We start from the raw sequence: 23,857 nt of genomic DNA, 5'->3' as shown, positions 1-23,857 counted from the left end.
AGGGCCATCCCTGGCCAATCGCGCCTCTCGCGGCATCCATGCCGCTCGTCCCCCTACACGACGATTCCGCTCGGCCTCCTGACGGGGCGTCGGAGTTGGTCCCACCTCTTCTGCAATCTCTCTGGCAATGCCAAAGCGTCAGGATGACTTCGTTACGCCGGGCAGCACGAATCTCCCCTCTCCCGTTTACGGGAGAGGGGCTGGGGGAGAGGGAGGGATAGATCGTGCTGGAAGGCGCTCAGCGCCGTTGCGGCGCCGGCTGCTGTTGGGTGATGCAGTGGATGTTGCCGCCGCCCAGGAGGATTTCCCGGCCCGGCACCATGACCACCTCGTGCTGCGGGAACAGCCGTTTGAGGAGGGCTTCGGCCTCGGCGTCTTCCGGCTCGTCGAAGCGCGGCGCAACGATGCCGCCGTTGACGATCAGGAAGTTCACGTAGGAACCGGCCAACCGGACCTTCGGGCTGCGCTCCTGGCTGCCGGCCGCGAGGTCGACGCCGGCGCACTCGTCTTCGCTGGCGTAGAGCGGGCCGGGAATCGGCATCTTGTGTACGGTCAGGGCGCGGCCCTTGGCGTCGCGGGCCTGTTCCAGCACGCGCATGGCCGCCTGGCAGCGCGGGTAGTTGGGGTTCTGCGGGTCGTCGGTCCAGGCCAGCAGCACTTCGCCCGGGCGCACATAGCAGCAGAAGTTGTCCACATGGCCGTCGGTCTCGTCGTTGTAGAGGCCGTCCGGCAGCCAGATCACCGTCTCGATGGCCAGGTGCTCGCGCAGCATGTCCTCGATCTGCTCGCGGGACAGGTGCGGATTGCGGTTGCGGTTGAGCAGGCATTCCTCGGTGGTGATCAGCGTGCCTTCGCCGTCCACGTGGATGGAGCCGCCCTCGAGCACGAAGCCCTCGGTGCGGTAGCGGTCGCAGCGTTCGATCTCGAGAATCTTGTTCGCCACTTGGTCGTCGCGCTGCCAGGGCCAGTAGAGGCCGCCGTCGAAGCCGCCCCAGGCATTGAAGGTCCAGTCCACGCCGCGCACGCCGCCGTTGTCGTCGATGACGAAGGTGGGGCCGGTATCACGCACCCAGGCGTCGTCGGTGGTGATCTCCACTACGCGGATGTTGGGGTGATCGAGGCGGGCCCGGGCGTTTTCGTACTGCGCGGCGGACACGCAGACGGTGACCGGCTCGAAACGGGCGATGGCCTTGGCCACCGCGGTGAAGGCTGCCTGTGCCGGCTTGCCGCCGAGCCGCCAGTTGTCCGGGCGCTCCGGCCAGACCATCCAGGTCTGACTGTGGGGTTCCCATTCGGCGGGCATGCGGTAACCGTCGGCGCGGGGGGTACTGGTCAGGGTTGTCATCTCATCGAACCTTGCGGGCTGTCGTTCATTGCGCCGGGCTTGCAGGCGCGACCCCGCTCGCGGTCGTTAGCGAGCGGGTGCTCGGTTTCTCAGGACTCCAGGGAGCCGTCCAGGGTCTTGATCGGGCCGTACAGGTTCGGCCGGCGGTCACGGAACACGCCCCAGGCGCTGCGGATGCCTTCCAGCTTGTCCAGGTCGAAGCTGTGCACCAGCACGCCTTCTTCGGTCTCGTTCAGCTCTTCCACCTTGGCGCCGAACTGGTCGGCGATGAACGACGAGCCGTAGAAGTCGATGTGGTAGTCGCCCTGGTCTTCGCGGCCGATGCGGTTGCTGGCGATCAGCGGGATCAGGTTGGCGCCGGCGTGGCCCTGCTGCACGCGTTGCCAATGGTCGCGCGAGGTGATGGTCGGGTCATGCGGCTCACTGCCGATGGCGGTCGGGTAGAAGAACAGCTCGGCACCGAGCAGCGCCATGCTGCGAGCGGTCTCCGGGAACCACTGGTCCCAGCAGATGGCCACGCCGATCTTGGCGTAGCGGGTCTGCCAGACCTTGAAGCCGGTATCGCCGGGGTTGAAGTAGTACTTCTCGTGGTAGCCGGGGCCATCCGGGATGTGGCTCTTGCGGTACACGCCGAGCATTTTGCCGTCGGCGTCGATGATGGCGATGCTGTTGAAGCGCGCGCGGCCCGCCAGTTCAAAGAAGCTGATCGGCAGCACCACCTTGAGTTCGGCGGCGACCTTCTGAAAATGCTTGATGGCCGGGTTGTCTTCCACCGGGGTGGCCAGTTGCAGGTACTCGGCGTTCGGCTTCTGGCAGAAGTAGGGGGTTTCGAACAGTTCCTGGATCAGGATGATCTGCGCACCCTTGGCAGCGGCCTGGCGAACCAGTTTCTCGGCATTGGCGATATTCGCGTCGCGATCCCAGGAGCAGGCCATTTGTGTGGCGGCGACGGTAACGATACGGGACATAGGCACCTCATGAGTGAGACGGAAGCCGGGTCTACTGACCTTAGCAGAGGCCCGGTGACAATCAGCCGGCCAAGGTGGGCGGTTCGGCGATTGCGGATTTATATCCGATAAAAATCGGTTTTTGAAGAGGGCATGCGGAAAATCTCCCTGTCTCGGTCCGCATGGCGTTTCGTTTGAAATTCAGTGATGCGGCGTACAATCGCTTTGACAAGAGATTGGGGGATAAATGCGGATAAAAATCTGTTTATTCCACGGAGACGATGGGCTGCGCCCGTTTTGGCAGATGGGGTGGCAGGTAGAGCGCGAGGTAGGCATCGAACACGCGCATGCCTTCCTCGGCCATGCGCGGCGTGATGGTGCCGTGCAGTTGTACCGAGCGGGCATAGACGCGGTCGCCCAGCTCCATGGCCAGGGCGAAGACATCCACTTCCTCGGGCAAGGGCGGCAACGGGAAGTGCCGGTCGAACAGGATGTGCATCAGGCGGCCCAGCTCCAGGTCGTGCTGGCGGTCGGCCTGGGTGACCTCGGTCAGTCCGTGCTGGGCGAGGATGAGCTGGCGGGCCGCGGCATCCGCGGCGTAGATCGCCAGCATGCGCTCCTCGACGATGTGCGACAGGTCGCGCCAGTCGTGCAGGCTGGCATGGTCGATGGGTTCTTGCAGGCAGGCGCGGAAAGCGGCGTGGACGTCGGCGGTCAGGGCTTCGAGCAGGGCCGGCACGCTGGCGAAGAAGTGATAGACCGAGGACGGCGGCATCTCCGCGCGTTCCGCCACGCTGTAGATCGACAGACCGCCGACGCCCGCTTCGGCCAGCAATTCCCGTGCGGCGGCGAGTATGCCGGCGATCCTCGCCTGGCTGCTGGCTCGCGGTTTACGGGCGGTGGCGGGGCGCGTCATTGGCTGTCTCCTTTCCTGGGAGGCGCTATTGGACGTCAGCCGGTGGCCGGCTCGCAAGATGCGGGAAATCGGGGTGGGATAAAGGACGACGCCGGCAAGTAGCCGGCGTCGAGTGCGTCACACGGTATGCAGGTACCAGTTGTACTCGAGGTCGGAGATCGAGTGCTCGAACTCTTCCAGCTCGCTTTCCTTGCAGGCGACGAAGATGTCGATGTAGTCCGGGCTGATGTAGCGCGCCATGATCTCGCTGTCGTCCAGCTCGCGCAGGGCATCGCGCAGGTTGTTCGGCAGGCTCTGCTCGACCTGTTCGTAGGAGTTGCCCTCGATCGGCTCGCCCGGCTCGATCCGGTTGGTCAGGCCGTGGTGGACGCCGGCGAGCACTGCCGCCATCAGCAGGTATGGGTTGGCATCGGCACCGGCGACGCGGTGTTCGATGCGTACCGCGTCTGGGCTGCCGGTGGGCACGCGCAGGGCCACGGTGCGGTTGTCCAGCCCCCAGCTCGGCGCGTTGGGCACGTAGAACTGCGCACCGAAACGGCGATAGGAGTTGACGTTCGGGCAGAGGAAAGCCATCGAAGCGGGCATGGTCTCCAGCACACCGCCGACCGCGTGGCGCAACGCGGCGTTCTGCTGGGGATCATCGGCGGCGAAGATGTTCTTGCCGTCCTTGTCGAGAATCGAGATGTGCACGTGCAGACCGTTGCCCGCCTGGCCCGGGTAGGGCTTGGCCATGAAGGTGGAGTCCATCTCATGGTCGTAGGCGATGTTCTTGATCAGCCGTTTGAGCAGCACCGCGTAGTCGCAGGCCTTGATCGGGTCGGCAACGTGATGGAGGTTGACTTCGAACTGCGCCGGCGCGCTTTCCTTGACGATGGCGTCGGCCGGGATGCCCTGGTCCTTGGCGCCTTCGAGGATGTCCTGCAGGCAATCGACGTATTCGTCGAGGTCGTCGATCAGGTACACCTGGGTCGACTGAGGGCGCTTGCCGGAGATCGGTGAGCGCGGCGGCTGCGGACGGCCGTTCACGTTTTCTTGGTCGATCAGGTAGAACTCGAGTTCGAAGGCGGCGCAGATGGTCAGGCCCAGTTCGTCGAACTTCGCGACCACCTGGCGCAATACTTCCCGTGGGTCGGCGAAGAAAGGCGTGCCGTCCAGCTCGTGCATGGTCATCAGCAGTTGCGCGGTCGGGCGCTTCTGCCAGGGTTCCTTGCTCAGGGTATTGGGGATGGGGAAGCAGATACGGTCGGCGTCGCCGATATCCAGGCCCAGGCCGGTGCTTTCCACCGTCGCACCGTTGATATCCAGGGCGAAGAGCGAGGCGGGGAGGTTGATGCCTTTCTCGTAGACTTTATGGAGGCTGTTGCGTTCGATGCGCTTGCCGCGCACCACTCCATTCATATCTGCAATAAGAAGGTCGACGAACTGGACCTCAGGATGTTCCTTAAGGAACGCGTTCGCTTCGTTAAGCTGAACGGCACGCGGGGGTACCGACATGATGCAACACCTTTATTGTTAAAAATATCAATCATTCGAGCGCTCTAGGCTGAGTCAATCTTAAACGCCTGATACTGTCAAGAGCGCCCCATTCTGCCCTAAAAAAGGTCTGCATGGCCAATTTTGGGGCGTTCCAGGGCATTCTGAAGCGGCTTGCGACCGCTGCCGGCGCGGTGCTCAGTGAGGCGTGTTCAATTTTTTACAGCCCTATTGTGTAAAAAAATGAACAAGGCTAAGCTCGGTCGCAACCCATAACAGCTATAAGACGGGTGACCCATGCCTCGCCTGCCGTTGATCGGCGTGACCGCCTGCACCAAGCAGATCGGTTTGCATCCTTACCATATCGCCGGCGACAAATACCTTCGTGCCGTCGCCGTGGCCGCCGGGGGATTGCCTCTGATCGTTCCGGCCCTCGCCGAGCTGATCGACCAGCCAACCTTGCTGGCCAGCCTCGACGGCTTGCTCTTCACCGGTTCGCCGTCGAATGTCGAGCCTCATCATTACCAGGGGCCGGCGAGCGAGCCCGGCACCCATCACGACCCCTCCCGCGACCGTACCACTTTGCCGCTGATCCGTGCGGCGGTGGAGGCCGGCCTGCCGATATTCGGCATCTGCCGCGGGTTCCAGGAAATGAACGTGGCGTTCGGCGGCAGCCTGCACCACAAGGTGCATGAAGTCGGCCCGTTCATGGATCACCGCGAGCCGGAAGGCGAATCGCTGGAGATCCAGTACGCCCCCAGCCATACGCTGCACGTGCAGCCGGGTGGGGTTCTCGCCGGGCTCGGGTTGCCCGGCGAAATTCACGTCAATTCGATACATGGCCAGGGCGTTGAACGTCTGGCGCCGGGCCTGCGCATCGAAGCCCTGGCGCCCGACGGGTTGATTGAGGCTTTCTCGATCGAGGGAGCCAAGAGCTTTGCCCTCGGGGTGCAATGGCATCCAGAATGGCAAGTGCGGGACAACCCTCATTATCTCGCCCTCTTCCAGGCCTTTGGTGAGGCTTGCAGGGAGAGGGCGGGGCAACGCTGAGCCGACGCGGGAACGTCGGTCTCTCAACCCTGAGGTCTTTATGACTACCAAGCTCGACCAGCTCACCAGCTGGCTGAAAGAACGCAAAATCACCGAAGTTGAATGTTTGATCAGCGATCTTACCGGCATCGCCCGCGGCAAGATTTCGCCGACCAACAAGTTCCTCGACGAAAAAGGAATGCGCCTCCCGGAAAGCGTCCTGCTGCAGACCGTGACCGGCGATTACGTCGAGGACGACATCTATTACGAACTGCTCGACCCGGCGGACATCGACATGTTCTGCCGTCCGGACGAGAACGCCGTGTTCCTCGTGCCCTGGGCCATCGAACCCACTGCCCTGGTGATCCACGACACCTTCGACAAGATGGGCAACCCCATCGAGCTGTCGCCGCGCAACATTCTCAAGAAGGTGCTGAAACTCTACTCCGACAAGGGCTGGCAGCCGATCGTCGCGCCGGAGATGGAGTTCTACCTGACCAAGCGCTGCGAAGACCCGGACTTCCCGTTGCAGGCACCGCTGGGGCGCTCCGGCCGTCCGGAAACCGGCCGCCAGTCCTTCTCCATCGACGCGGCGAACGAATTCGATCCGTTGTTCGAAGACATGTACGACTGGTGCGAATCCCAGGAGCTGGATCTGGATACGCTGATCCACGAGGAAGGCCCGGCGCAGATGGAGATCAATTTCCGTCACGGCGAACCATTGTCGCTGGCCGACCAGATTCTGGTGTTCAAGCGCACCATGCGCGAGGCCGCGCTCAAGCACAACGTGGCGGCGACCTTCATGGCCAAGCCGATCACCGACGAGCCGGGCAGTGCCATGCACCTTCACCAGAGCGTGGTCGACGTCAAGACCGGCAAGAACATCTTCTCCAACGAAGACGGCACCATGAGCGAACTCTTCCTGCACCACGTGGGTGGCTTGCAGAAGTTCATCCCCGAGGTGCTGCCGCTGTTCGCCCCGAACGTCAACTCGTTCCGCCGTTTCCTGCCGGATACCTCGGCGCCGGTGAACGTCGAATGGGGGGAGGAGAACCGTACCGTGGGCCTGCGCGTGCCGGACTCCAATCCGCAGAACCGCCGCGTGGAAAACCGCCTGGCCGGCGCCGACGCCAATCCCTACCTGGCCATCGCTGCCAGCCTGCTGTGCGGTTACATCGGCATGGTGGAAGGCATCAAGCCGAGCGCGCAGGTCAAGGGGCGCGGCTACGAACGGCGCAACCTGCGCCTGCCGCTGACCCTGGAAGCCGCGTTGGAGCGTATGGAGAACTGCCAGACGTTGCAGAAATACCTCAGCCCGAAATTCGTCACCGGCTACGTGGCGGTGAAGCGGGCCGAGCATGAAAACTTCAAACGGGTTATCAGCTCCTGGGAACGCGAGTTCCTGCTGTTCTCCGTCTGACCGAAGCGTGGCCGGCGGCAGGTCGCCGGCCACGTATAAAGAAGGAAGAGGTGTCGATATGAATAGCCAGGCGACGAACGCCCAGACCCAGGAATGGCAAGCGCTCAGCCGCGCCCATCATTTGCCGCCGTTCACCGACTACAAACTGCTCAACGAGAAGGGCGCGCGGATCATCACCCGTGCCTCCGGCGTGTACCTCTGGGACAGCGAGGGCAACAAGATTCTCGATGGCATGGCCGGCTTGTGGTGCGTCAACGTCGGTTACGGCCGCGAAGAGCTGGTCGAAGCCGCCACGCGGCAGATGCGCGAGCTGCCTTACTACAACCTGTTCTTCCAGACCGCCCACCCGCCGGCCATCGCGCTGGCCAAGGCGATCGCGGAGGTCGCGCCGGAAGGCATGAACCATGTGTTCTTCACCGGCTCCGGCTCCGAGTCCAACGACACCGTGCTGCGCATGGTCCGCCACTACTGGGCAATCAAGGGCCAGCCGCAGAAGAAGGTGATCATTGGCCGCTGGAACGGCTACCACGGCTCCACCGTCGCCGGCGTCAGCCTGGGCGGCATGAAGGCGCTGCACAACCAGGGCGACCTGCCGATCCCCGGCATCGAGCACATCGACCAGCCGTACTGGTACGGCGAGGGCGGTGACCTGAGCCCGGACGAGTTCGGCATCAAGGTGGCCGAGCAGCTCGAACGCAAGATTCTCGAAGTCGGCGAAGACAAGGTCGCTGCCTTCATCGCCGAGCCGATCCAGGGCGCCGGTGGTGTGATCATTCCGCCGGAAACCTACTGGCCGAAGATCCGCGAAATCCTGTCGCGCTACGACATCCTGTTCATCGCCGATGAGGTGATCTGCGGGTTCGGTCGTACCGGCGAGTGGTTCGGCAGCCAGTACTACGGCAATGCGCCGGACCTGATGCCGATCGCCAAGGGACTGACTTCCGGCTACATCCCCATGGGCGGCGTGGTGGTGCGTGACGAGATCGTCGAAACCCTTAACGAGGGCGGCGAGTTCTACCATGGCTTCACCTATTCCGGGCATCCGGTGGCCGCCGCCGTGGCCTTGGAAAACATCCGCATCCTCAAGGAAGAGAAGATCGTCGAGCGGGTGAAAAACGAAACGGCACCGTATTTGCAGCAACGCTGGCAGGAGCTGGCCGATCACCCGCTGGTAGGGGAAGCGCGTGGTCTAGGCTTGGTGGGAGCGCTGGAACTGGTGCGGAACAAGAAGACGCGTGAGCGTTTCACGGAACAGGGTGTGGGCATGGTCTGCCGCGAGCACTGTTTCCGTAACGGCCTGATCATGCGCGCGGTGGGTGACACCATGATCATTTCGCCGCCGCTGGTGATCAGCAAAACGGAGATCGACGAGTTGATCGTCAAGGCGCGCAAGTGCCTCGATCTCACTGCCGCCGCGGTGTTGTGACGAAAGAAGGGGCGTGTCCGGCTCGACCTCGTGGAGAGTTGTAAACGCGCCCCGGACCTTGCCAGACTGCGCCAGTGCGTTGGCCAGGCTCACCGTGTGGTGACGTCCAGTGAAGGTTTGGGAATAATCCCCCGGATTCTGGGCAAGCCACCGCTCGGACACTTAAACAACAACAGGAGCTGTTACGCATGAAAATCTTCGGCAAGACTCTTCTCGCGCTGTCCCTGGCGGGCGCTCTGGCGGGTGCGGCGCAGGCGGAAGACAAGGTGCTGCACGTCTACAACTGGTCCGACTACATCGCCGAGGACACCCTGGCGAACTTCGAGAAAGAGACCGGTATCAAGGTGGTCTACGACGTCTTCGACAGCAACGAAGTGCTGGAAGCCAAGCTGCTCTCCGGCGGTTCGGGCTACGACGTGGTGGTGCCGTCCAACCCCTTCCTGGCCAAGCAGATCAAGGCCGGCGTGTTCCAGAAATTGGACAAGTCCAAGCTGCCGAACTGGAGCAACCTGAACAAGGACCTGCTGAAGGCGCTGGACCCGAGCGATCCGGGCAACCAGTACTCCATTCCCTATATGTGGGGCACCATCGGCATCGGCTACAACGTCGACAAGGTCAAGGCCGCCCTGGGCGACAATGCCCCGGTGGATTCCTGGGACCTGGTGTTCAAGCCGGAAAACATCGCCAAGCTCAAGGGCTGCGGCGTCAGCTTCCTCGACTCGCCGACCGAGATTCTCCCGGCCGCCCTGCACTACCTCGGCTACAAGCCGGATACCACCAAGGCCGATGAGCTGAAGAAGGCCGAAGAGCTGTTCCTGAAGATTCGTCCGAGCGTGACCTACTTCCACTCCTCCAAGTACATCTCCGACCTGGCCAACGGCGACATCTGCGTGGCCATCGGTTATTCGGGCGACATCTACCAGGCCAAGTCCCGCGCCGAAGAAGCCAAGAACGGCGTGAACATCTCCTACAACATTCCCAAGGAAGGCGCCGGCAGCTTCTTCGACATGCTGGCCATCCCGGCCGATGCGAAGAACGTGGACAACGCCCACGTATTCCTCAACTACCTGATGAAGCCGGAGGTCATGGCTTCGATCACCAACTTCGTGCAGTTCCCCAACGGCAACGCGGCAGCGACTCCGCTGGTGGACGAAGCGATCCGCACCGACCCGGGCATCTACCCGAGCGATGACGTGATGAAGAAGATCTACACCTTCCCGGATCTGGACGCCAAGACCCAGCGGACCATGACCCGCAGCTGGACCAAGATCAAGTCCGGCAAGTGACCGCGAGCCGGCCGGTGGACTGGTGCCGCCGGCCGTCCAACCCGAACCTGATATCCATTCGCAGTCGACACACGGCACCCTGCCCGTGTGGCTGGCTGCGGGGCACGACAAGAGGACGATCGCGTGCACACATCCATCCGTAACAGCTTGATTCTCGCCGGTACCCTGGCCGTGCTGAACAGTGCTATGGCCGATTCCAAGGTGCACGTGTACAACTGGTCCGACTATATCGGCGAGACCACCCTGGACGACTTCCACAAGGCCACCGGCATCACGGCGGTGTACGACGTCTTCGATTCCAACGAGACGCTCGAAGGCAAGCTGCTGGCGGGCCGCTCCGGCTACGATGTGGTGGTGCCGTCCAACCATTTCCTCGGCAAGCAGATCAAGGCCGGCGCCTTCCAGAAGCTGGACAAGAGCCTGCTGCCCAACTGGGGCAACCTCGATTCCGCCCTGCTCAAGCAACTCGAGGTCAACGACCCCGGCAACCAGTACGCGGTGCCTTACCTCTGGGGCACCAACGGCATCGGCTATAACGTCGAGAAGATCAAGGCGGTGCTCGGTGTCGAGCGGATCGACTCCTGGGCCGTGCTCTACGAGCCGGAGAACATCAAGAAACTGGCCGCTTGCGGTGTGGCGCTGCTCGATTCGGCCGACGAGATGATCCCGTCGATGCTGAACTACCTCGGGCTCGATCCCAACAGCCAGAACCCCGAGGACTACAAGAAGGCGGAAGAACGGCTGATGGCCATCCGCCCCTATGTGACCTATTTCCACTCTTCCAAGTACATCTCCGACCTGGCGAACGGTAACATCTGCATCGCCGCGGGCTACTCCGGCGACGTCTTCCAGGCCAAGGCCCGGGCCGAAGAGGCCGGCAAGGGCGTGGTCATCGACTACGTGATTCCGCGCGAGGGTGCCAACCTCTGGTTCGACATGCTGGCCATCCCGGCCGATGCGGCCAACCCCAAGGAAGCCCACGCCTTCATCAACTACCTGCTCGAGCCCGAGGTGATCGCCAAGGTCAGCGATTACGTGGGCTACGCCAATCCCAATACCAAGGCGGGCGAGTTGATGGATCAGGACGTTCGTAACGACGAAGCCGTCTATCCGCCCCAGGCGGTGCTGGACAAGCTGTACGTTTCGGCCGAATTGCCGGCGAAGGTGCAGCGCCTCATGACCCGGACATGGACCAAGATCAAGTCCGGTAAGTAAGTAATGAACAAAAAAGGTTCGGCCGCCGGGGCCGGGCCCTCGATAAGTTGGGAGTTGCGGTAATGGCGATAGCCTCCTCCGGTGCTTACAAGAAAGCCCTGACCGGCGATCAGCAGCCCAAAGAGGTACTGGTCAAAATCGACCGGGTAACCAAGAAGTTCGACGAGACGGTGGCTGTGGACGATGTGTCCCTGACTATCAACAAGGGCGAGATCTTCGCCCTGCTCGGCGGTTCCGGTTCCGGTAAATCAACCCTGCTGCGCATGCTCGCCGGTTTCGAACGACCGACCGAGGGGCGCATCCTGCTCGATGGCGAGGACATCACCGATATGCCGCCCTACGAGCGGCCGATCAACATGATGTTCCAGTCCTACGCGCTGTTTCCGCACATGAGCGTGGAGCAGAACATCGCCTTCGGCCTCAAGCAGGATGGCCTGCCCAAGGCCGAGATCGCCGAGCGCGTGGCGGAAATGCTCAAGCTGGTGCAGATGACCCAGTACGCCCGGCGCAAGCCGCACCAGCTTTCCGGCGGCCAGCGCCAGCGCGTGGCGCTGGCCCGTTCGCTGGCCAAGCGGCCGAAGCTGCTGCTGCTCGACGAGCCGATGGGCGCCCTGGACAAGAAGCTGCGTTCGCAGATGCAGCTCGAACTGGTGGAAATCATCGAGCGCGTCGGCGTGACCTGCGTGATGGTGACCCACGACCAGGAAGAAGCCATGACCATGGCCCAGCGCATCGCCATCATGAACCAGGGCTGGATTGCCCAGACCGGCAGCCCGGTGGACATCTACGAGACCCCGGCCAGCCGCCTGGTCTGCGAGTTCATCGGCAACGTCAACCTGTTCGAGGGCGAGATCGTCACCGACGACGCCGACCACGCGGTGATCAACTGCCCGCAGCTGGACAAGCCGATCTACATCGGCCACGGCATCAGCACCCGGGCTGAAGAGACCCACATCACCTACGCCCTGCGTCCGGAAAAGCTGCTGATGGCCAGCACCCTGCCGGCGGACCACGAGCATCCCGAGTACAACTGGTGCAACGGGACCGTGCATGACATCGCCTACCTGGGTGGCCACTCGGTGTATCACATCAGGCTTTCGTCCGGGCAGATCGTCCAGGCCTTCATCGCCAACGCCGAGCGGCGCGGCAAGCGTCCGACCTGGGATGATCCGGTGGTGGTGTACTGGGAGGACGACAGCGGCGTGGTGCTGCAATCATGAGCCTGTCCAAACTGAGCCGACTGCTGCCGCGGGGCCGGCATGCGGTCATCGGCGTACCCTTCGTCTGGCTGTTCCTGTTCTTCCTGCTGCCGTTCTTCATCGTCCTGAAGATCAGCTTCGCCATGGCCGACGTGGCGATTCCGCCGTACACGGAAATCTACAGCTACGTCGACCAGCAACTGCAGGTGGTGCTCAACCTGGGCAACTACCTGATGCTCAGCGAAGACGAACTCTACCTGGCGGCCTACCTGGGCTCGCTGAAGACCGCTTTCTTCAGCACCCTGCTATGCCTGCTGATCGGCTATCCGATGGCCTACGCCATCGCCCGGTCGTCGAAGGAAATGCAGACCGTCTACCTGCTGCTGATCATGATGCCGACCTGGACCGCGATCCTGATCCGCGTCTACGCCTGGATGGGCATCCTCAGCAGCAACGGCCTGCTCAACAACCTGCTGATGGGCATCGGCCTGATCGACGAGCCACTGCAGATCCTCAACACCAACGTCGCGGTGTACATCGGCGTGGTCTATTCCTACCTGCCGTTCATGGTCCTGCCGCTCTACGCCAACCTCGTGAAGCACGACATGAGCCTGCTGGAGGCCGCGTCCGACCTGGGCTCGAGCAACTTCAACAGCTTCTGGAAGATCACCGTGCCGTTGTCGAAGAACGGCATCATCGCCGGCTGCATGCTGGTGTTCATCCCGGTGGTCGGCGAGTTCGTCATTCCCGAGCTGCTCGGCGGGCCGCAGACCCTGATGATCGGCAAGGTGCTCTGGCAGGAATTCTTCAACAACCGCGACTGGCCGGTGGCATCCGCCCTGGCGGTGATCATGCTGGCGATCCTGATCGTCCCGATCATCCTGTTCAATCGCAACCAGGCTAAAGAGCTGGAGGGCCGGACATGAAGCGCTTCGGTTTTTCCAACCTCATGCTCTGGGCGGGGCTGCTGTTCATCTACCTGCCGATGGTCATCCTGGTCATCTACTCCTTCAACGGCTCGCGCCTGGTGACCGTATGGGGCGGCTGGTCGGTGAAGTGGTATGTCGGCCTGCTCGACAACAGCCAACTGATGAGTGCGGTGGCGCGCTCCCTGGAAATCGCTTTCTACACCGCCATCGCCGCGACCGCGCTGGGCACTCTTGCCGCGTTCGTCCTGACCCGCGTTCCGCGTTTCCGGGGCCGAACCCTGTTCGGTGGCCTGGTCACCGCGCCGCTGGTCATGCCCGAGGTGATCACCGGCCTGTCGCTGCTGCTGCTGTTCGTGGCCATGGCGCAACTGATTGGCTGGCCGGCACAGCGCGGCATCCTGACCATCTGGATCGCCCATACCACCTTCTGTTCGGCCTACGTGGCCGTGGTGGTCTCGGCGCGCCTGCGTGAGCTGGACCTGTCCATCGAGGAAGCTGCCATGGACCTGGGCGCCAAGCCGTGGAAGGTGTTCATCCTGATCACCATCCCGATGATCGCGCCCTCGCTGGCGGCGGGGGCGATGATGTCCTTCGCCCTGTCGCTGGACGACCTGGTGCTGGCGAGCTTCGTCTCCGGTCCCGGTTCCACCACCCTGCCGATGGAAATCTTCTCCGCCGTGCGCCTGGGCGTGAAGCCGGAAATCAACGCCGTGGCCAGCTTGATCCTGCTGGTGGTGTCCTTTGCCACCTTCCTCGCCTGGTACTTCACTCGCCGCGCCGAAGAGCGCCGCAAGCGGGCGATGCAGCAGGCCATGGAAGTCATGGCCGAAGAGGCGGCGGGCTCCTCCTGGAAATCGGGCACCCAGGCGGCCTGACCGACGTTCGGAAACGAAAAGCCCGCGCGCTCCAGCGCGGGCTTTTTCATTTCAGAGAGCGGGCGATTACCACGAGCCGTAGGGAACGCCGAACTTCTCGACGTAGGCCTTGGAGATATCTCTGAGTGGGCGATACCGTCCACCGGAGCGTCCCAGGTACGGCCCGCGCGGATCGACCTTGCCCACGACGCGGGTGACTTCGATGGCCTCCAGGCAAGGGCCTTGCACCCAGACCTTGGCGATGCCACCCGGTGCCAGCCCAATGGTGAGGAAATTGCGGTAATCGGTCGTCCACTTACCGTCCGGGCAATACGCCCTTTCTGGCTTGAGCATGAGCTGCCGCGTTTCCTCGGGTATTTCGATATAGGCCTCGTAGGTCTGGGGCTCCACCAGGGATTGCCAGTTCACATAGATCACCTGGGGTAGGTCTGCACCGAGGACGAGTTTGCCTGCTCCGATACCGGGCCGCTTCGGCCAGCCCCTGGGGTTGCCGCGATTGTCCGGCGGTGTCTGGATTGCCGCAGTGCCGCTCATGGCTTGGCGGAATACGCGCCCTTGGATATCCACCACATCGGCGGTTTCGATCCAGACTTCCATGTCAGAGGGAGCCCCGAAGCCCAGGAACCAAGCGTCATAGGGTAGCGAGTGGCCACGACCGTTGGCACAACCGGCGAGCACACTCAGCAGCGACAGCAAACAGGAATTGAGCAGGAGGCGGGTCTTATTCATTGGGATGGATCACTCGCTGAGGGTTGTCGGCTGGCCGATGACCAGCCAGCCGTCACCATGAGCCATAGGGCACGCCGAATTTCTCGACGTAGGCCTTGGAGATATCGCTGAGCGGGCGATACCGTCCTCCCGAGCGCCCTAGATACGGCCCGCGCGGATCGACCTTGCCGACGACGCGGGTGACTTCGATGGGGATTAGGCAAGGGGATTGTGCCCAAACCTTGGCGATGCCGCCTGGCGCTAATCCGATAGTGAGGAAGCGGCGGTAATCGGTGATCCACTTGCCATCTAGGTTGCAATAGGCCTTTTCCGGCTTGAGCATGATCTGCCGCATTTCCTCTGTAATCTCGATATAGACCTCGTAGGTCTGCGGCTCCACCAGGGATTGCCAGTTCACGTAGATCACCCGAGGTAGGTCGGCACCAATCACATGTTTTCCGCCGCCGCCTCCGGGCTTTTTCGGCCAACCTTTGGGGTTGCCTTTGAATTCGGTGGGGATGCCCTTGCTCAAAGCACGCGGATATCCACTCGAAACGACGCCCCCCAGTACGTTCGAAAAGCCTCGGTTTTTAATGTCTACGACTTCGCTGGTCTCGACCCAGGCCTCCATGTAATCCGGGGAAAAGAAGTTCAGATACCAGGAGTCATAAGGCAAGGACTGGCCACGGCCGTTGGCACAACCGGCAAGCACAGTCAGCAGCGACAGCAGGCAGGTGTTGAGCAGGACGCGGGTCTTATTCATTGGGGTAGATCACTCGCTGATGGTTGTCGGCTGGGCGGTTGACGAAGACCGTATCGAGGTCGCTGCCGTTCCGGCCCACGGCTGCGTTCCAGTGGGCGGACTGGTGGATGTAGCGCGTGTACAGCAGCGCTTCTTCCCGCTCGGTCAATCCTAGGCTCGGGCTCTGTCCCAAGGCATAGGCCATCAGCTTGGCGGCGATGGGCTTCAGTTCATCGGGCAGGGCCAGTTGCCGGTCATAGTCATCGATGGGGTCGAAGGGCACGCCGTTGCGCACGCCCAGCTCGCGCATGATACGCAGGTAGATCAGGGCGAGGTCGCCGAGCACCACACGGTTGCTGATCAGGGCGGCATGGACGCGCTTTTCCGGGAAAGGGTCGATTTTGGGGCGGTAAGGCAGCTCCGTTTCCCAGAGTACGACTTGCAGGGGCAGGCCCCGGCTCTCAAGAAGAAACCAGTGATGGTTCTGCGATTCCAGTTGGGTCGCGCGATAGGGGTGGCTGCGTTCGGGCAGGGTATCCCGGCTGACGGTGAGGCTGCGCGGTTTGCTCAGCAGTACCCGCTCCGGGGCGCGGGGCAGGTAGCCGCCGCCGACGTCGGAGTGCACGCCGGGCAGGCGGATATCGGCGGCGCCGGCGCTGTTGAGGGCGAAGTTGTGGCGTACCTCGTCGCGGGCCACCAGATGGACGATCTTGCGCGCCATGTCCGGGGTCAGGCGCAGATTCACGCCGGGGTTGGCGGCGTTGTGGGCGCCGAAGTCGCCGTCCCGCAGCGAGACGATGCCGGCCACGGTGTCGAACAGGCCGATGAAGTTGAGGGCCACGTCCACGCCGGGGCGCCAGGCGAAGCCCTCGCTTAAACCGGGGGAACCGCTGGGCAAGGCGTTGGCAATCAGGCTGCTGTCGCCCTTGAGCACGTCGTTGACAAAATGCCGGGCGGCGGCGGCGCCCCGGCTGAAACCGAAGACGTCGAATTCGATACGACTGACCACTACGTCGGGGTTGTTGCGCCTGAACAGGCCGAGTTGCTCGATTAGCAGCTGGGGACTCTGCTTGACCCGAGCCACCACACCCGTGGCGCCCAGTCCGGTGGCTTGGCCATAGAGCGAGTCGGTCTGGCCGCTGCGGGTACCGATGCCTTCGACATAGACTCGGAGCGTAGCCTCTCGCTCACCTCGCTCCAGTACAAGTTGACTGTCATCCCGATACAACTCATACAACCGCGCCACATTGCTCTTGTCGTTGCCATAGCTGTTGTCCGGCGAGCTGCCCTTGCCGTCGAAGCCATAACGGGCGCAGAAGGTGCGAATGTCCTCTGCGGCGTGCTCCAGGTCGACGTCCCTGGCGAAGCAGCCGGCGACCAGCGCGCTGTTGCCGAGGTTGTTGCCGGTGCCGTCGAAGAACACGCCAATGCGCAGGGTAACGGCTTGCTGTGCGGGTTCTTCGAGCTCTTCCTCTTCGTCCTCTTCCTCCAGGCCCAGCGGGGCGGGGTCGCCGGGCTCCTCGCGCCAGGTGCTGGGCGTGGCTGGAGTGGCAGGCGGAGCCAAAGGGGCGCCAGGCATCGATGAGGGAGGCTCGAAGTCCGCAGGGGCCACCTGATCGCCAATCACCACCGTCCCGGCACCACTGATGATCACCCCGCCATTCTCGGCGCTGCTACCCATGAACAAAGCGGGACGACCGTTGATGAGGACGGTGCTGGATACGTCCCGGGTCAGCGGTGCGCCGCAGGTGCAGGTATCGCCGGCGCGGGCGGCGGGTTGGTGTTCGAAGGTAACGTCGGACAAGCCGGAGGCGACGATGGCCTTGCCGCAGGCGGGACAGGTGACGGCATCGCCCTGGCGGGCGGCGGGTTTTCCGGACATGCTGGTTCCATTAGCACTAACTAATAGTTACGTTAGTGAAGAACTCTGCCTCAGGGAAGCAGGAGCCTGCAAACCGGATGTTCGAAACTTGAAACCAGCGCTGCAAGGGACTATGACCCATCGCAGGAAAGGCCGTCAGGGCGCGAATCACCTCACCCCGACGGCGCGCTTTTGCGATCAGTGTCTGCTTTGCAGTGAACGCCGGTACAGCATCTGGACTTCGTCGAGCAGGCGGACGGCGCCGAGGCCGACGTCGATCCAGGGGGAGGCCAGGACCCTGCCTTCCTGGCGCAGGACAGCCTGGATGGCTTGTTGCGCTACCCGCAGACGCATCTCGGCGTCGGCCTGGAAGGGGCAGTCGGGAATGTCGATGGCCGGTGGGCGGGGCGGGAAGGGGATCACGTCAGCCATGGCGTACCTCCGGTGAAGGTCATAACTACGGCATGACACACGACAGGGCGGAGCCCTGGGGTAAAAGGGGGATAGCGCATTATCCGTTGCTCCTCGGTTTGGCGAAATCCGCCGCCATCCGTTACCACACGAATGGAGGCGGAACCGTGCAAGGGTGGTAAACCGGCAACCGAGGGAACCGGCCAGGCCGAAGCCTGCCTTGCACGGCCCGCCATGATGACACGAGAACGCAACGCACACTAAAAAGTGTCCGCTCTCGTCTATGGCGCCTACCGCGCCCCGGTTGTCTGGGTTACCACACCCGTTCGTCACGGCTATGCCGTGACGGGCCAGACTCTAGTCCGCCGACCGACCCGGAACAAGCCCGGCAGGGCGAAATGCGAACCAGCCAGCATCGGCATGGCGTGGTAGCCCGCCAGCGCGCCCCGTCGCGGCCAACTTGAACCGCGACCGGGCGCCTCTTACCATTGCCGGCTCCCCCCGCCTTCGAGCCCGCGATGAAACAGTACCTCGACCTGATGCGCCACGTGCGCGAGCACGGCACCTTCAAGAGCGACCGCACCGGCACCGGCACCTACAGCGTGTTCGGCTACCAGATGCGTTTCGACCTGGCCGACGGTTTCCCGCTGGTGACCACCAAAAAGTGTCATGTGAAATCGATCATCCATGAGCTGCTGTGGTTCCTCGCCGGCGACACCAACATCCGCTACCTGAAGGAAAACGGCGTTTCCATCTGGGACGAATGGGCCGACGAAAACGGCGACCTTGGCCCGGTCTACGGCTACCAGTGGCGCAACTGGCCGGCGCCGAACGGCGAGTCCATCGACCAGATCGCCAAGCTGATCGAGATGATCCGCAAGAATCCGGACTCACGCCGCTTGATCGTCTCCGCCTGGAATCCGGCGCTGGTCGACCAGATGGCCCTGCCGCCGTGCCACGCGTTGTTTCAGTTCTACGTAGCGGAGGGCCGCCTGAGCTGCCAGCTCTACCAGCGCTCGGCCGATATCTTCCTCGGCGTACCCTTCAACATCGCCAGCTACGCCTTGCTGACTCTGATGGTGGCGCAGGTCTGCAATCTGGAACCGGGCGAATTCATCTGGACCGGCGGCGACTGCCATCTTTACGCCAACCACCTCGAACAGGCCGACCTCCAGCTCTCCCGCGAGCCGCTGCCGCTGCCGACTATGAAGCTCAATCCGGAAGTGAAGGACCTGTTCGCCTTCCGCTACGAGGACTTCGAGCTGGTGGGCTACCAGGCGCACCCGCATATCAAGGCACCGGTTGCGGTCTGAACCGGCTATTTCAACTCGACGGCCAGCGCCACGATCTGCACCTGCCGCTCCGCCTGTTCCAGCCGTGCGCCGGGATTGAGCGACGACCATTCCGGATGAGCGCGGGCCTTGTACAGGGCTTCCGGCAGCTTGCCGTTGCGCCAGGTGCCATCCTGCGGGTTTTCCAGGCGGATCGCCTGTTGTGCGGCATGGCCGCGGCTGGCGAGGGCGGCGAGCAGTTGGCGCTGGCGCAGGGCGAGCAGGCGCAGCACGTTGTCGTCGACGCTGAGTTCGCGCTGGCCCTTGAGTTTGCCGAGTAGGCGGCCGCCGTAGTTGCGGGCGGTCTGCAGGCCGCCGCCGGCGAGTGCGCCGAGCAGCGCGGCGGCGCCGAGGGTGATGCCGCCGACCAGCAGATCGACCCCCGCGCCCGCCGCCGCTCCGGCCGCCATGCCGCCGCCGACCTTCACCCCGAGTTGCTTGAGGGTTTCCGGATTGAACAGATCGTCGCCCCAGCGGCCACCGAGCAGCGGCAGGTCGCCAGCCTGGGCATCCTGCGGGCGGAACGCGTAGAGGCGCAGCAGGGCTTCGACGCAGCGCTGCTCGCGCTGGCGGATGGCTTCGCGCAGTTCGCGGATCGCGCCCTGCTCGAGAACCGGCTGGCTGGCCACGCTGCGCCTGCAGGCGGCGGCGTCGATGAGCAGCTCCGCAATCAACCGGGCTCCGGCCTCCTGACGGGCGCGTGCCTGGGCTTCGTGATCGGCGATCAAGCGCTCCAGCTGCGGACGCGAGCGCTCCAGCAGCAGCGCCAGGCTTTCATACAGCCGGCGTTCGCCGTCCAGCGGCGGGGCGACGCTGTCGAAGCGCACCAAGGCATGCAGCCCCTGGCGTGCCAGGGCTTCGCGCCACTCGTTCTCTCGGGTGTCCTGGCGGGCGACGAAATTGAGTACTGGCAGCAGCGGCTTGCCGCAGCCGGCGAGTACCGCCAGTTCGTCACGGTACTTGGCCAGCACCGGCTCGCGGGCATCGATCACGTAGAGCCCGGCATCCGAGGCGAGCAACTGGCGCAGCACCTTGGCTTCCTGTTCGAAGCGCTGGCGGGCTTCGCTGCTGTCGAGGAAGCGGGCCAGCCGGGCCGGCCCGTCGAGACGCTCGCCAGGCCGCTCCAGGCGTTCCAGGTAGTCGAGCAGGGCGATGGCGTCTTCCAGGCCGGGGGTGTCGTACAGCTCCAGCAGCGGCTCGCCGTCCACCGAGAGGCGCGCCCCTTCGACGTGGCGGGTGGTGCTGGGGCGGTGCGAGACCTCGCCGAAGCCGGTGTCGCGGGTCAGGGTGCGCAAAAGGGAGGTCTTGCCGACGTTGGTGTGGCCGACCACGGCGAGTTTCAGCGGTTGGCTCGTGCGGCTTTCAGTCATGTCCGCTCTCCAGCCAGTGCAGCGGTGCGCTGCAGCCGTGGGGCAGGCCGAGTTGCGCGAGGGCCTGATGCCAGTCCTCCAGCCGCTCGCTGTCCAGCGCTTCGCCGGGCGGGGCCTGGAGCAGCCAGACACGGGTGGCGCTGGCCGTGCGCGCCAACTCGCCGAGCAGGGCGAGGGTGCCGCGGTCGGGCGAGCGGCGCGGGTCGCAGGCGATGACCAGGCGCTCGGGCGGGAAGCGGGTGAGCTGGTCGAGGAGGCGCTGGCGCTGTTCGCGGCTGTCGAGAATGCCGGCATCGGCCACGCTCTTCGGCAAGGCGGGCGGCCAGGGGCGACGATCGTCCAGTTCGACGGCCACCAGCAGCGCGCCGGCGCTGTCGCCGGGGTAGGCGCCGCCCTTGGGCTCGGGCAGCGCGGCGGGCGCTTCTTCGCTCACACCCAGGCGCTCGCTGGCCGGTTGCAGGCGTTCACGCAGGAGCTGGTAGCCGGGCAGGGAAAGATCCAGTGCCAGTGCCGCCGTGCCGCGTTTCCATTGCCACAGGCAGAACAGGGCGAGCAGCAGGCGTGGCAGCAGGCCATAGACCAGCAGCACCCCGATCAGCCAGCCGGCCCAAGCGTGGCGGGCGCTTTCCAGGGGCACGGCGACGTCACCGCTGGCGCGGATGGTGGCGACGTCCGGCAGCGGGAAGCCGATCAGCGCCGGCAGGGCGCCGAGGGCCCGCGTAAGGCTGACGAAGGTGTCGCTGCTCAGCAGCGTGGTTTCCCAGACGAAGCCATAGCGACGGGTGGAGAGTAGCGCGAGTAAGGTCAGCACGGCGCTGAGCAGGGTCAGCAGCCAGAAGCCGTTCACCAGTGCCCCCAATCCCCAGCGCGCCAGGCGGCGACGTTGCAGCAGGAGCAGCAGGGCCGGCGCCAGGTGCGCGGCCTGGGCATCGCGGGCGAGTTTTTCGCTGAGCCAGAGCCACAGCCGGCCGAGGGCGCCGCCGCTGTCGCCGGCGTAGCGCAGGCTGAACAGCCAGCCGAGGAGCATCAGCAGGTGCAGGCCGAGCAGACTGCCCAGGGCCCAGAACACATTGACCGGCCGTTGCCCGTCGCCGAGGGCGGCGACTGCCAGTCCGCTACCGCCGACCACGGCCAGCAGCAGGAGCAGGTAACCCGCCAGCCGCGCGCCCTGATGCCAGTGACGGAGGGCGGCGAGTTGGCCGTCGCGCTCGGCGAGAAACAGCGCCCGCCGGCGAATCCGAGTCGGCAGGTCGCCGCCGCCAGTATTGGCCTGGCGATTGGCTTCGCGGTCCTCCAGCGGGCCGGTGTGCTCTTCGCGCAGGCGTACGGCTTCGCAGAGCCAGAGGTGATCGAGGTGGGTCAGTGGAGTGGGGGAGGCGGCAGTCACGCGGCGTCTCGTCGGCGGAATCAGCCTTGAGGATAACCGCTGAGCGAGAGTGGTGGGATAGTTTGGTGCCGACGTGGTTCTCCTTACGCCTCATGGGATACCGGGAGGCGTAAGGAGGAGGAATCACTGCCGTGCTTCGCGCACCTTCACCGCGATGTCCGGCTGGTCGATGAACAGGCCGTCGATACCGGCGTCGAGGAAGGCGCGGATCTCCGTCTCGGTGTCGCCGCGCGCTTGCGGGTCGCTGCTGCTGCGCAAATCGGTCGGGAGGAAGCTGTTCTCGGCGCGGAAGGTATAGGGGTGCACCTTGAGCCCGGCAGCGTGGGCGTCGGGTACTAGGCGGGTGGGGCTGGTGAGGTTGCCGGCGGCGTCGCGCGGGATGATCTGACTCTTCTCCGGGCCGATGCCAGCGGCGTAGCGGGCGATGGCCTTGAGCCCGGCCGGGGTGCTCATCTGGGCGTAGGTAAGGCCCGTGCCCAGCACCTGCTGGTCGTAGGGCTGGCCGTCGGTCCACAGCAACTGCACCAGGCGCAGGGATGTCAGGCGGCTCAAGGTCTTGAGGTTCTCCACCTCGAAGGACTGGATATACACCGGCGACCAGCGGCTGGCGTAGCCGTTGCGGGCGAGGATGCGCACCAGCGGGCGCTCCATGGCCAGGCCGAGCTGCTGGAAGTGGGTCGGGTGCTTGGTTTCCGGGTAGAGACCGATGACCCGCTGCTGGCTGATTTGCAGGGATTTCACCAGGTCGATGATTTCCTGAAGGGTCGGTACTTCGAAGGCGCCGTCCAGGCGGGCGTTGCCGGGGCGGATCGTCGGGATGCGCTCGATGGCGCGCAGCGACTTGATCTCGGCCAGGGTGAAATCTTCGCTGAACCAGCCGGTGAGGGTCACCCCGTCGACGGTCTGGGTGCGCCGGCGGTCGGCGAACTCGGGGCGTTGCGCCACGTCGGTGGTCAGGCCCAGCTCGTTGTCGTGGCGGGCGATCAACTGGCCGTCCTTGGTCATCACCAGGTCCGGCTCGATGTAGTCGGCACCTTGCAGAACCGCCAGCGCGTAGGACGCCAGGGTGTGCTCGGGCACGTAGCCGCTGGCGCCGCGATGACCGATCACCAAGGGGCTCGGCTCGACGTGGTGGCGGCCGCGGGCTTCGGTGCTGACGGTGGCTGCGGGGGCGGCGTGGGACATCAGCGGCAACAACAGGCTGCAGGCGAGCAGCCAATGACGCAGGATCGCGGGGTGTTTATGGGACATCTCGGCATCTCCTTGCGGTTTAGTCGGACAAGACTGCCCGGCGACCCGTGACGGTTTGGCGTTATTCCGGTAACCGTCCGGTGACAGGGTGGATTTGTGAGCGATTTGACACAGCTTAGGCTGGGCTGGCCGGCGAGATGTCCTCTGGTATGCTCGCCGCCATGAATACGACCACACTCCCCCTCGCCCTGATCGCCGCCCTCGCGCAGAACCGCGTGATCGGCCGCGACAATCAACTGCCCTGGCGCCTGCCGGCGGACCTCAAGCATTTCAAGGCCATGACCCTCGGCAAGCCGGTGATCATGGGTCGCAAGACCTGGGACTCCCTCGGTCGGCCGCTGCCGGGCCGGCTCAATCTGGTGGTCAGCCGCCAGCCCGGGTTGCAGCTCGAGGGTGCGGAAGCCTTCGCCTCGCTGGACGCGGCCATCGAACGCGCCGAGCACTGGGCCCGCGAGCAGGGCGCCGGTGAGCTGATGCTGATCGGCGGCGCGCAGCTCTACGCCCAGGCCCTGGAGCGGGCCGACCGCCTCTACCTGACCCGGGTAGGCCTGCGCCCGGAGGGCGATGCCTGGTTCCCTGAGTTCAGTGAGGCGGAGTGGGTACGTGAGGCCCATGACGAGCATCCCGCCACGGCGGATACGCCGGCCTACGATTTCGAGACCTGGGTGCGGCGCTGATCGCCGCTTTCTTGACCCCGGCCAAGTCGGCTGGATGTGCACGGGGCTAGCATTCCCGC

General features: G+C 64.2%; 21 protein-coding genes. 10 read left to right on the top strand and 11 right to left on the bottom strand.

Going from position 1 to position 23,857, the window contains the following annotated elements; all coding sequences use genetic code 11:
- Positions 1-238 precede the first annotated feature (238 nt).
- The 4 genes from aguA to PIN01S_RS12150 all read right to left on the bottom strand — a co-directional run bounded on the left by aguA (position 239) and on the right by PIN01S_RS12150 (position 4,702).
- Complete coding sequence (gene aguA, locus PIN01S_RS12165) at positions 239-1,345, bottom strand: agmatine deiminase (RefSeq protein ID WP_084335936.1); 1,107 nt, start codon at positions 1,343-1,345, stop codon at positions 239-241.
- An 89-nt stretch (positions 1,346-1,434) separates the two neighbouring features.
- Complete coding sequence (gene aguB / locus PIN01S_RS12160; protein WP_084335935.1) at positions 1,435-2,313, bottom strand: N-carbamoylputrescine amidase; 879 nt, start codon at positions 2,311-2,313, stop codon at positions 1,435-1,437.
- 244 nt (positions 2,314-2,557) lie between these two features.
- On the bottom strand, positions 2,558-3,208 hold the full coding sequence (locus tag PIN01S_RS12155) for a TetR/AcrR family transcriptional regulator (RefSeq protein ID WP_084335934.1): 651 nt from the start codon (positions 3,206-3,208) through the stop codon (positions 2,558-2,560).
- A gap of 117 nt (positions 3,209-3,325) precedes the next feature.
- Complete coding sequence (locus tag PIN01S_RS12150) at positions 3,326-4,702, bottom strand: glutamine synthetase family protein (protein ID WP_084335933.1); 1,377 nt, start codon at positions 4,700-4,702, stop codon at positions 3,326-3,328.
- A gap of 276 nt (positions 4,703-4,978) precedes the next feature.
- Here PIN01S_RS12150 and PIN01S_RS12145 point away from each other — a divergent pair, with 276 nt between their 5' ends.
- From PIN01S_RS12145 to PIN01S_RS12110, 8 genes are all read left to right on the top strand, one after another.
- Entirely contained in the window at positions 4,979-5,731 is a 753-nt protein-coding gene (locus PIN01S_RS12145; RefSeq protein WP_084335932.1) for a gamma-glutamyl-gamma-aminobutyrate hydrolase family protein, read from the top strand.
- 40 nt (positions 5,732-5,771) lie between these two features.
- Positions 5,772-7,130: a glutamine synthetase family protein gene (locus tag PIN01S_RS12140; protein WP_084335931.1), complete on the top strand. Its 1,359-nt coding sequence runs from the start codon at positions 5,772-5,774 to the stop codon at positions 7,128-7,130.
- A gap of 58 nt (positions 7,131-7,188) precedes the next feature.
- Positions 7,189-8,556 (top strand): aspartate aminotransferase family protein, encoded by a 1,368-nt coding sequence (locus tag PIN01S_RS12135; RefSeq protein ID WP_084335930.1) that lies wholly within the window; start codon positions 7,189-7,191, stop codon positions 8,554-8,556.
- A gap of 188 nt (positions 8,557-8,744) precedes the next feature.
- Entirely contained in the window at positions 8,745-9,842 is a 1,098-nt protein-coding gene (locus tag PIN01S_RS12130) for a polyamine ABC transporter substrate-binding protein (protein ID WP_084335929.1), read from the top strand.
- Positions 9,843-10,028: 186 nt separating this feature from the next.
- Complete coding sequence (locus PIN01S_RS12125) at positions 10,029-11,057, top strand: polyamine ABC transporter substrate-binding protein (protein ID WP_084335940.1); 1,029 nt, start codon at positions 10,029-10,031, stop codon at positions 11,055-11,057.
- 62 nt (positions 11,058-11,119) lie between these two features.
- Positions 11,120-12,277: a polyamine ABC transporter ATP-binding protein gene (gene potA, locus PIN01S_RS12120; RefSeq protein WP_084335928.1), complete on the top strand. Its 1,158-nt coding sequence runs from the start codon at positions 11,120-11,122 to the stop codon at positions 12,275-12,277.
- A 23-nt stretch (positions 12,278-12,300) separates the two neighbouring features.
- On the top strand, positions 12,301-13,182 hold the full coding sequence (locus PIN01S_RS12115) for an ABC transporter permease subunit (protein WP_170837210.1): 882 nt from the start codon (positions 12,301-12,303) through the stop codon (positions 13,180-13,182).
- Positions 13,179-14,060, top strand: a complete 882-nt coding sequence (locus tag PIN01S_RS12110; protein WP_084335926.1) for an ABC transporter permease subunit — start codon at positions 13,179-13,181, stop codon at positions 14,058-14,060. Before PIN01S_RS12115 ends, PIN01S_RS12110 begins: the two co-directional genes overlap by 4 nt.
- Before the next feature lie 66 nt (positions 14,061-14,126).
- Here PIN01S_RS12110 and PIN01S_RS12105 read toward each other — a convergent pair whose 3' ends face one another.
- The 4 genes from PIN01S_RS12105 to PIN01S_RS12090 form a co-directional block, all read right to left on the bottom strand.
- Positions 14,127-14,789: a DUF2931 family protein gene (locus PIN01S_RS12105; RefSeq protein WP_084335925.1), complete on the bottom strand. Its 663-nt coding sequence runs from the start codon at positions 14,787-14,789 to the stop codon at positions 14,127-14,129.
- 52 nt (positions 14,790-14,841) lie between these two features.
- Positions 14,842-15,531, bottom strand: coding sequence for a DUF2931 family protein (locus PIN01S_RS12100; protein WP_084335924.1), 690 nt, complete (start codon positions 15,529-15,531; stop codon positions 14,842-14,844).
- Positions 15,524-17,392: a PAAR domain-containing protein gene (locus tag PIN01S_RS12095; RefSeq protein WP_084335923.1), complete on the bottom strand. Its 1,869-nt coding sequence runs from the start codon at positions 17,390-17,392 to the stop codon at positions 15,524-15,526. Before PIN01S_RS12095 ends, PIN01S_RS12100 begins: the two co-directional genes overlap by 8 nt.
- Positions 17,393-17,569: 177 nt before the next feature.
- Positions 17,570-17,803 (bottom strand): hypothetical protein, encoded by a 234-nt coding sequence (locus tag PIN01S_RS12090; RefSeq protein WP_084335922.1) that lies wholly within the window; start codon positions 17,801-17,803, stop codon positions 17,570-17,572.
- Positions 17,804-18,300: 497 nt separating this feature from the next.
- Here PIN01S_RS12090 and PIN01S_RS12085 point away from each other — a divergent pair, with 497 nt between their 5' ends.
- Positions 18,301-19,095, top strand: coding sequence for a thymidylate synthase (locus PIN01S_RS12085; protein ID WP_084335921.1), 795 nt, complete (start codon positions 18,301-18,303; stop codon positions 19,093-19,095).
- Positions 19,096-19,100: 5 nt separating this feature from the next.
- On the opposite strand, the gene PIN01S_RS12080 is transcribed toward PIN01S_RS12085, so the two are convergent.
- From PIN01S_RS12080 to PIN01S_RS12070, 3 genes are all read right to left on the bottom strand, one after another.
- Positions 19,101-20,483, bottom strand: coding sequence for a DUF3482 domain-containing protein (locus PIN01S_RS12080; RefSeq protein ID WP_084335920.1), 1,383 nt, complete (start codon positions 20,481-20,483; stop codon positions 19,101-19,103).
- Entirely contained in the window at positions 20,476-21,870 is a 1,395-nt protein-coding gene (locus PIN01S_RS12075) for a DUF2868 domain-containing protein (protein ID WP_084335919.1), read from the bottom strand. The genes PIN01S_RS12080 and PIN01S_RS12075 overlap by 8 nt, the downstream gene beginning before the upstream one ends.
- Before the next feature lie 123 nt (positions 21,871-21,993).
- Positions 21,994-23,121 (bottom strand): glycerophosphodiester phosphodiesterase, encoded by a 1,128-nt coding sequence (locus PIN01S_RS12070; RefSeq protein WP_084335918.1) that lies wholly within the window; start codon positions 23,119-23,121, stop codon positions 21,994-21,996.
- Positions 23,122-23,270: 149 nt separating this feature from the next.
- On the opposite strand from PIN01S_RS12070, the gene PIN01S_RS12065 reads away from it, so the two are divergent.
- Entirely contained in the window at positions 23,271-23,798 is a 528-nt protein-coding gene (locus PIN01S_RS12065; RefSeq protein ID WP_084335917.1) for a dihydrofolate reductase, read from the top strand.
- The last annotated feature ends 59 nt before the right edge of the window (positions 23,799-23,857 follow it).

It is taken from the genome of Pseudomonas indica NBRC 103045 (assembly GCF_002091635.1).
Classification (GTDB): domain Bacteria; phylum Pseudomonadota; class Gammaproteobacteria; order Pseudomonadales; family Pseudomonadaceae; genus Pseudomonas_M; species Pseudomonas_M indica.
The sequence above is the reverse complement of the archived record's forward strand: the minus strand, read 5'-3'. Positions and strand labels throughout refer to the sequence as shown.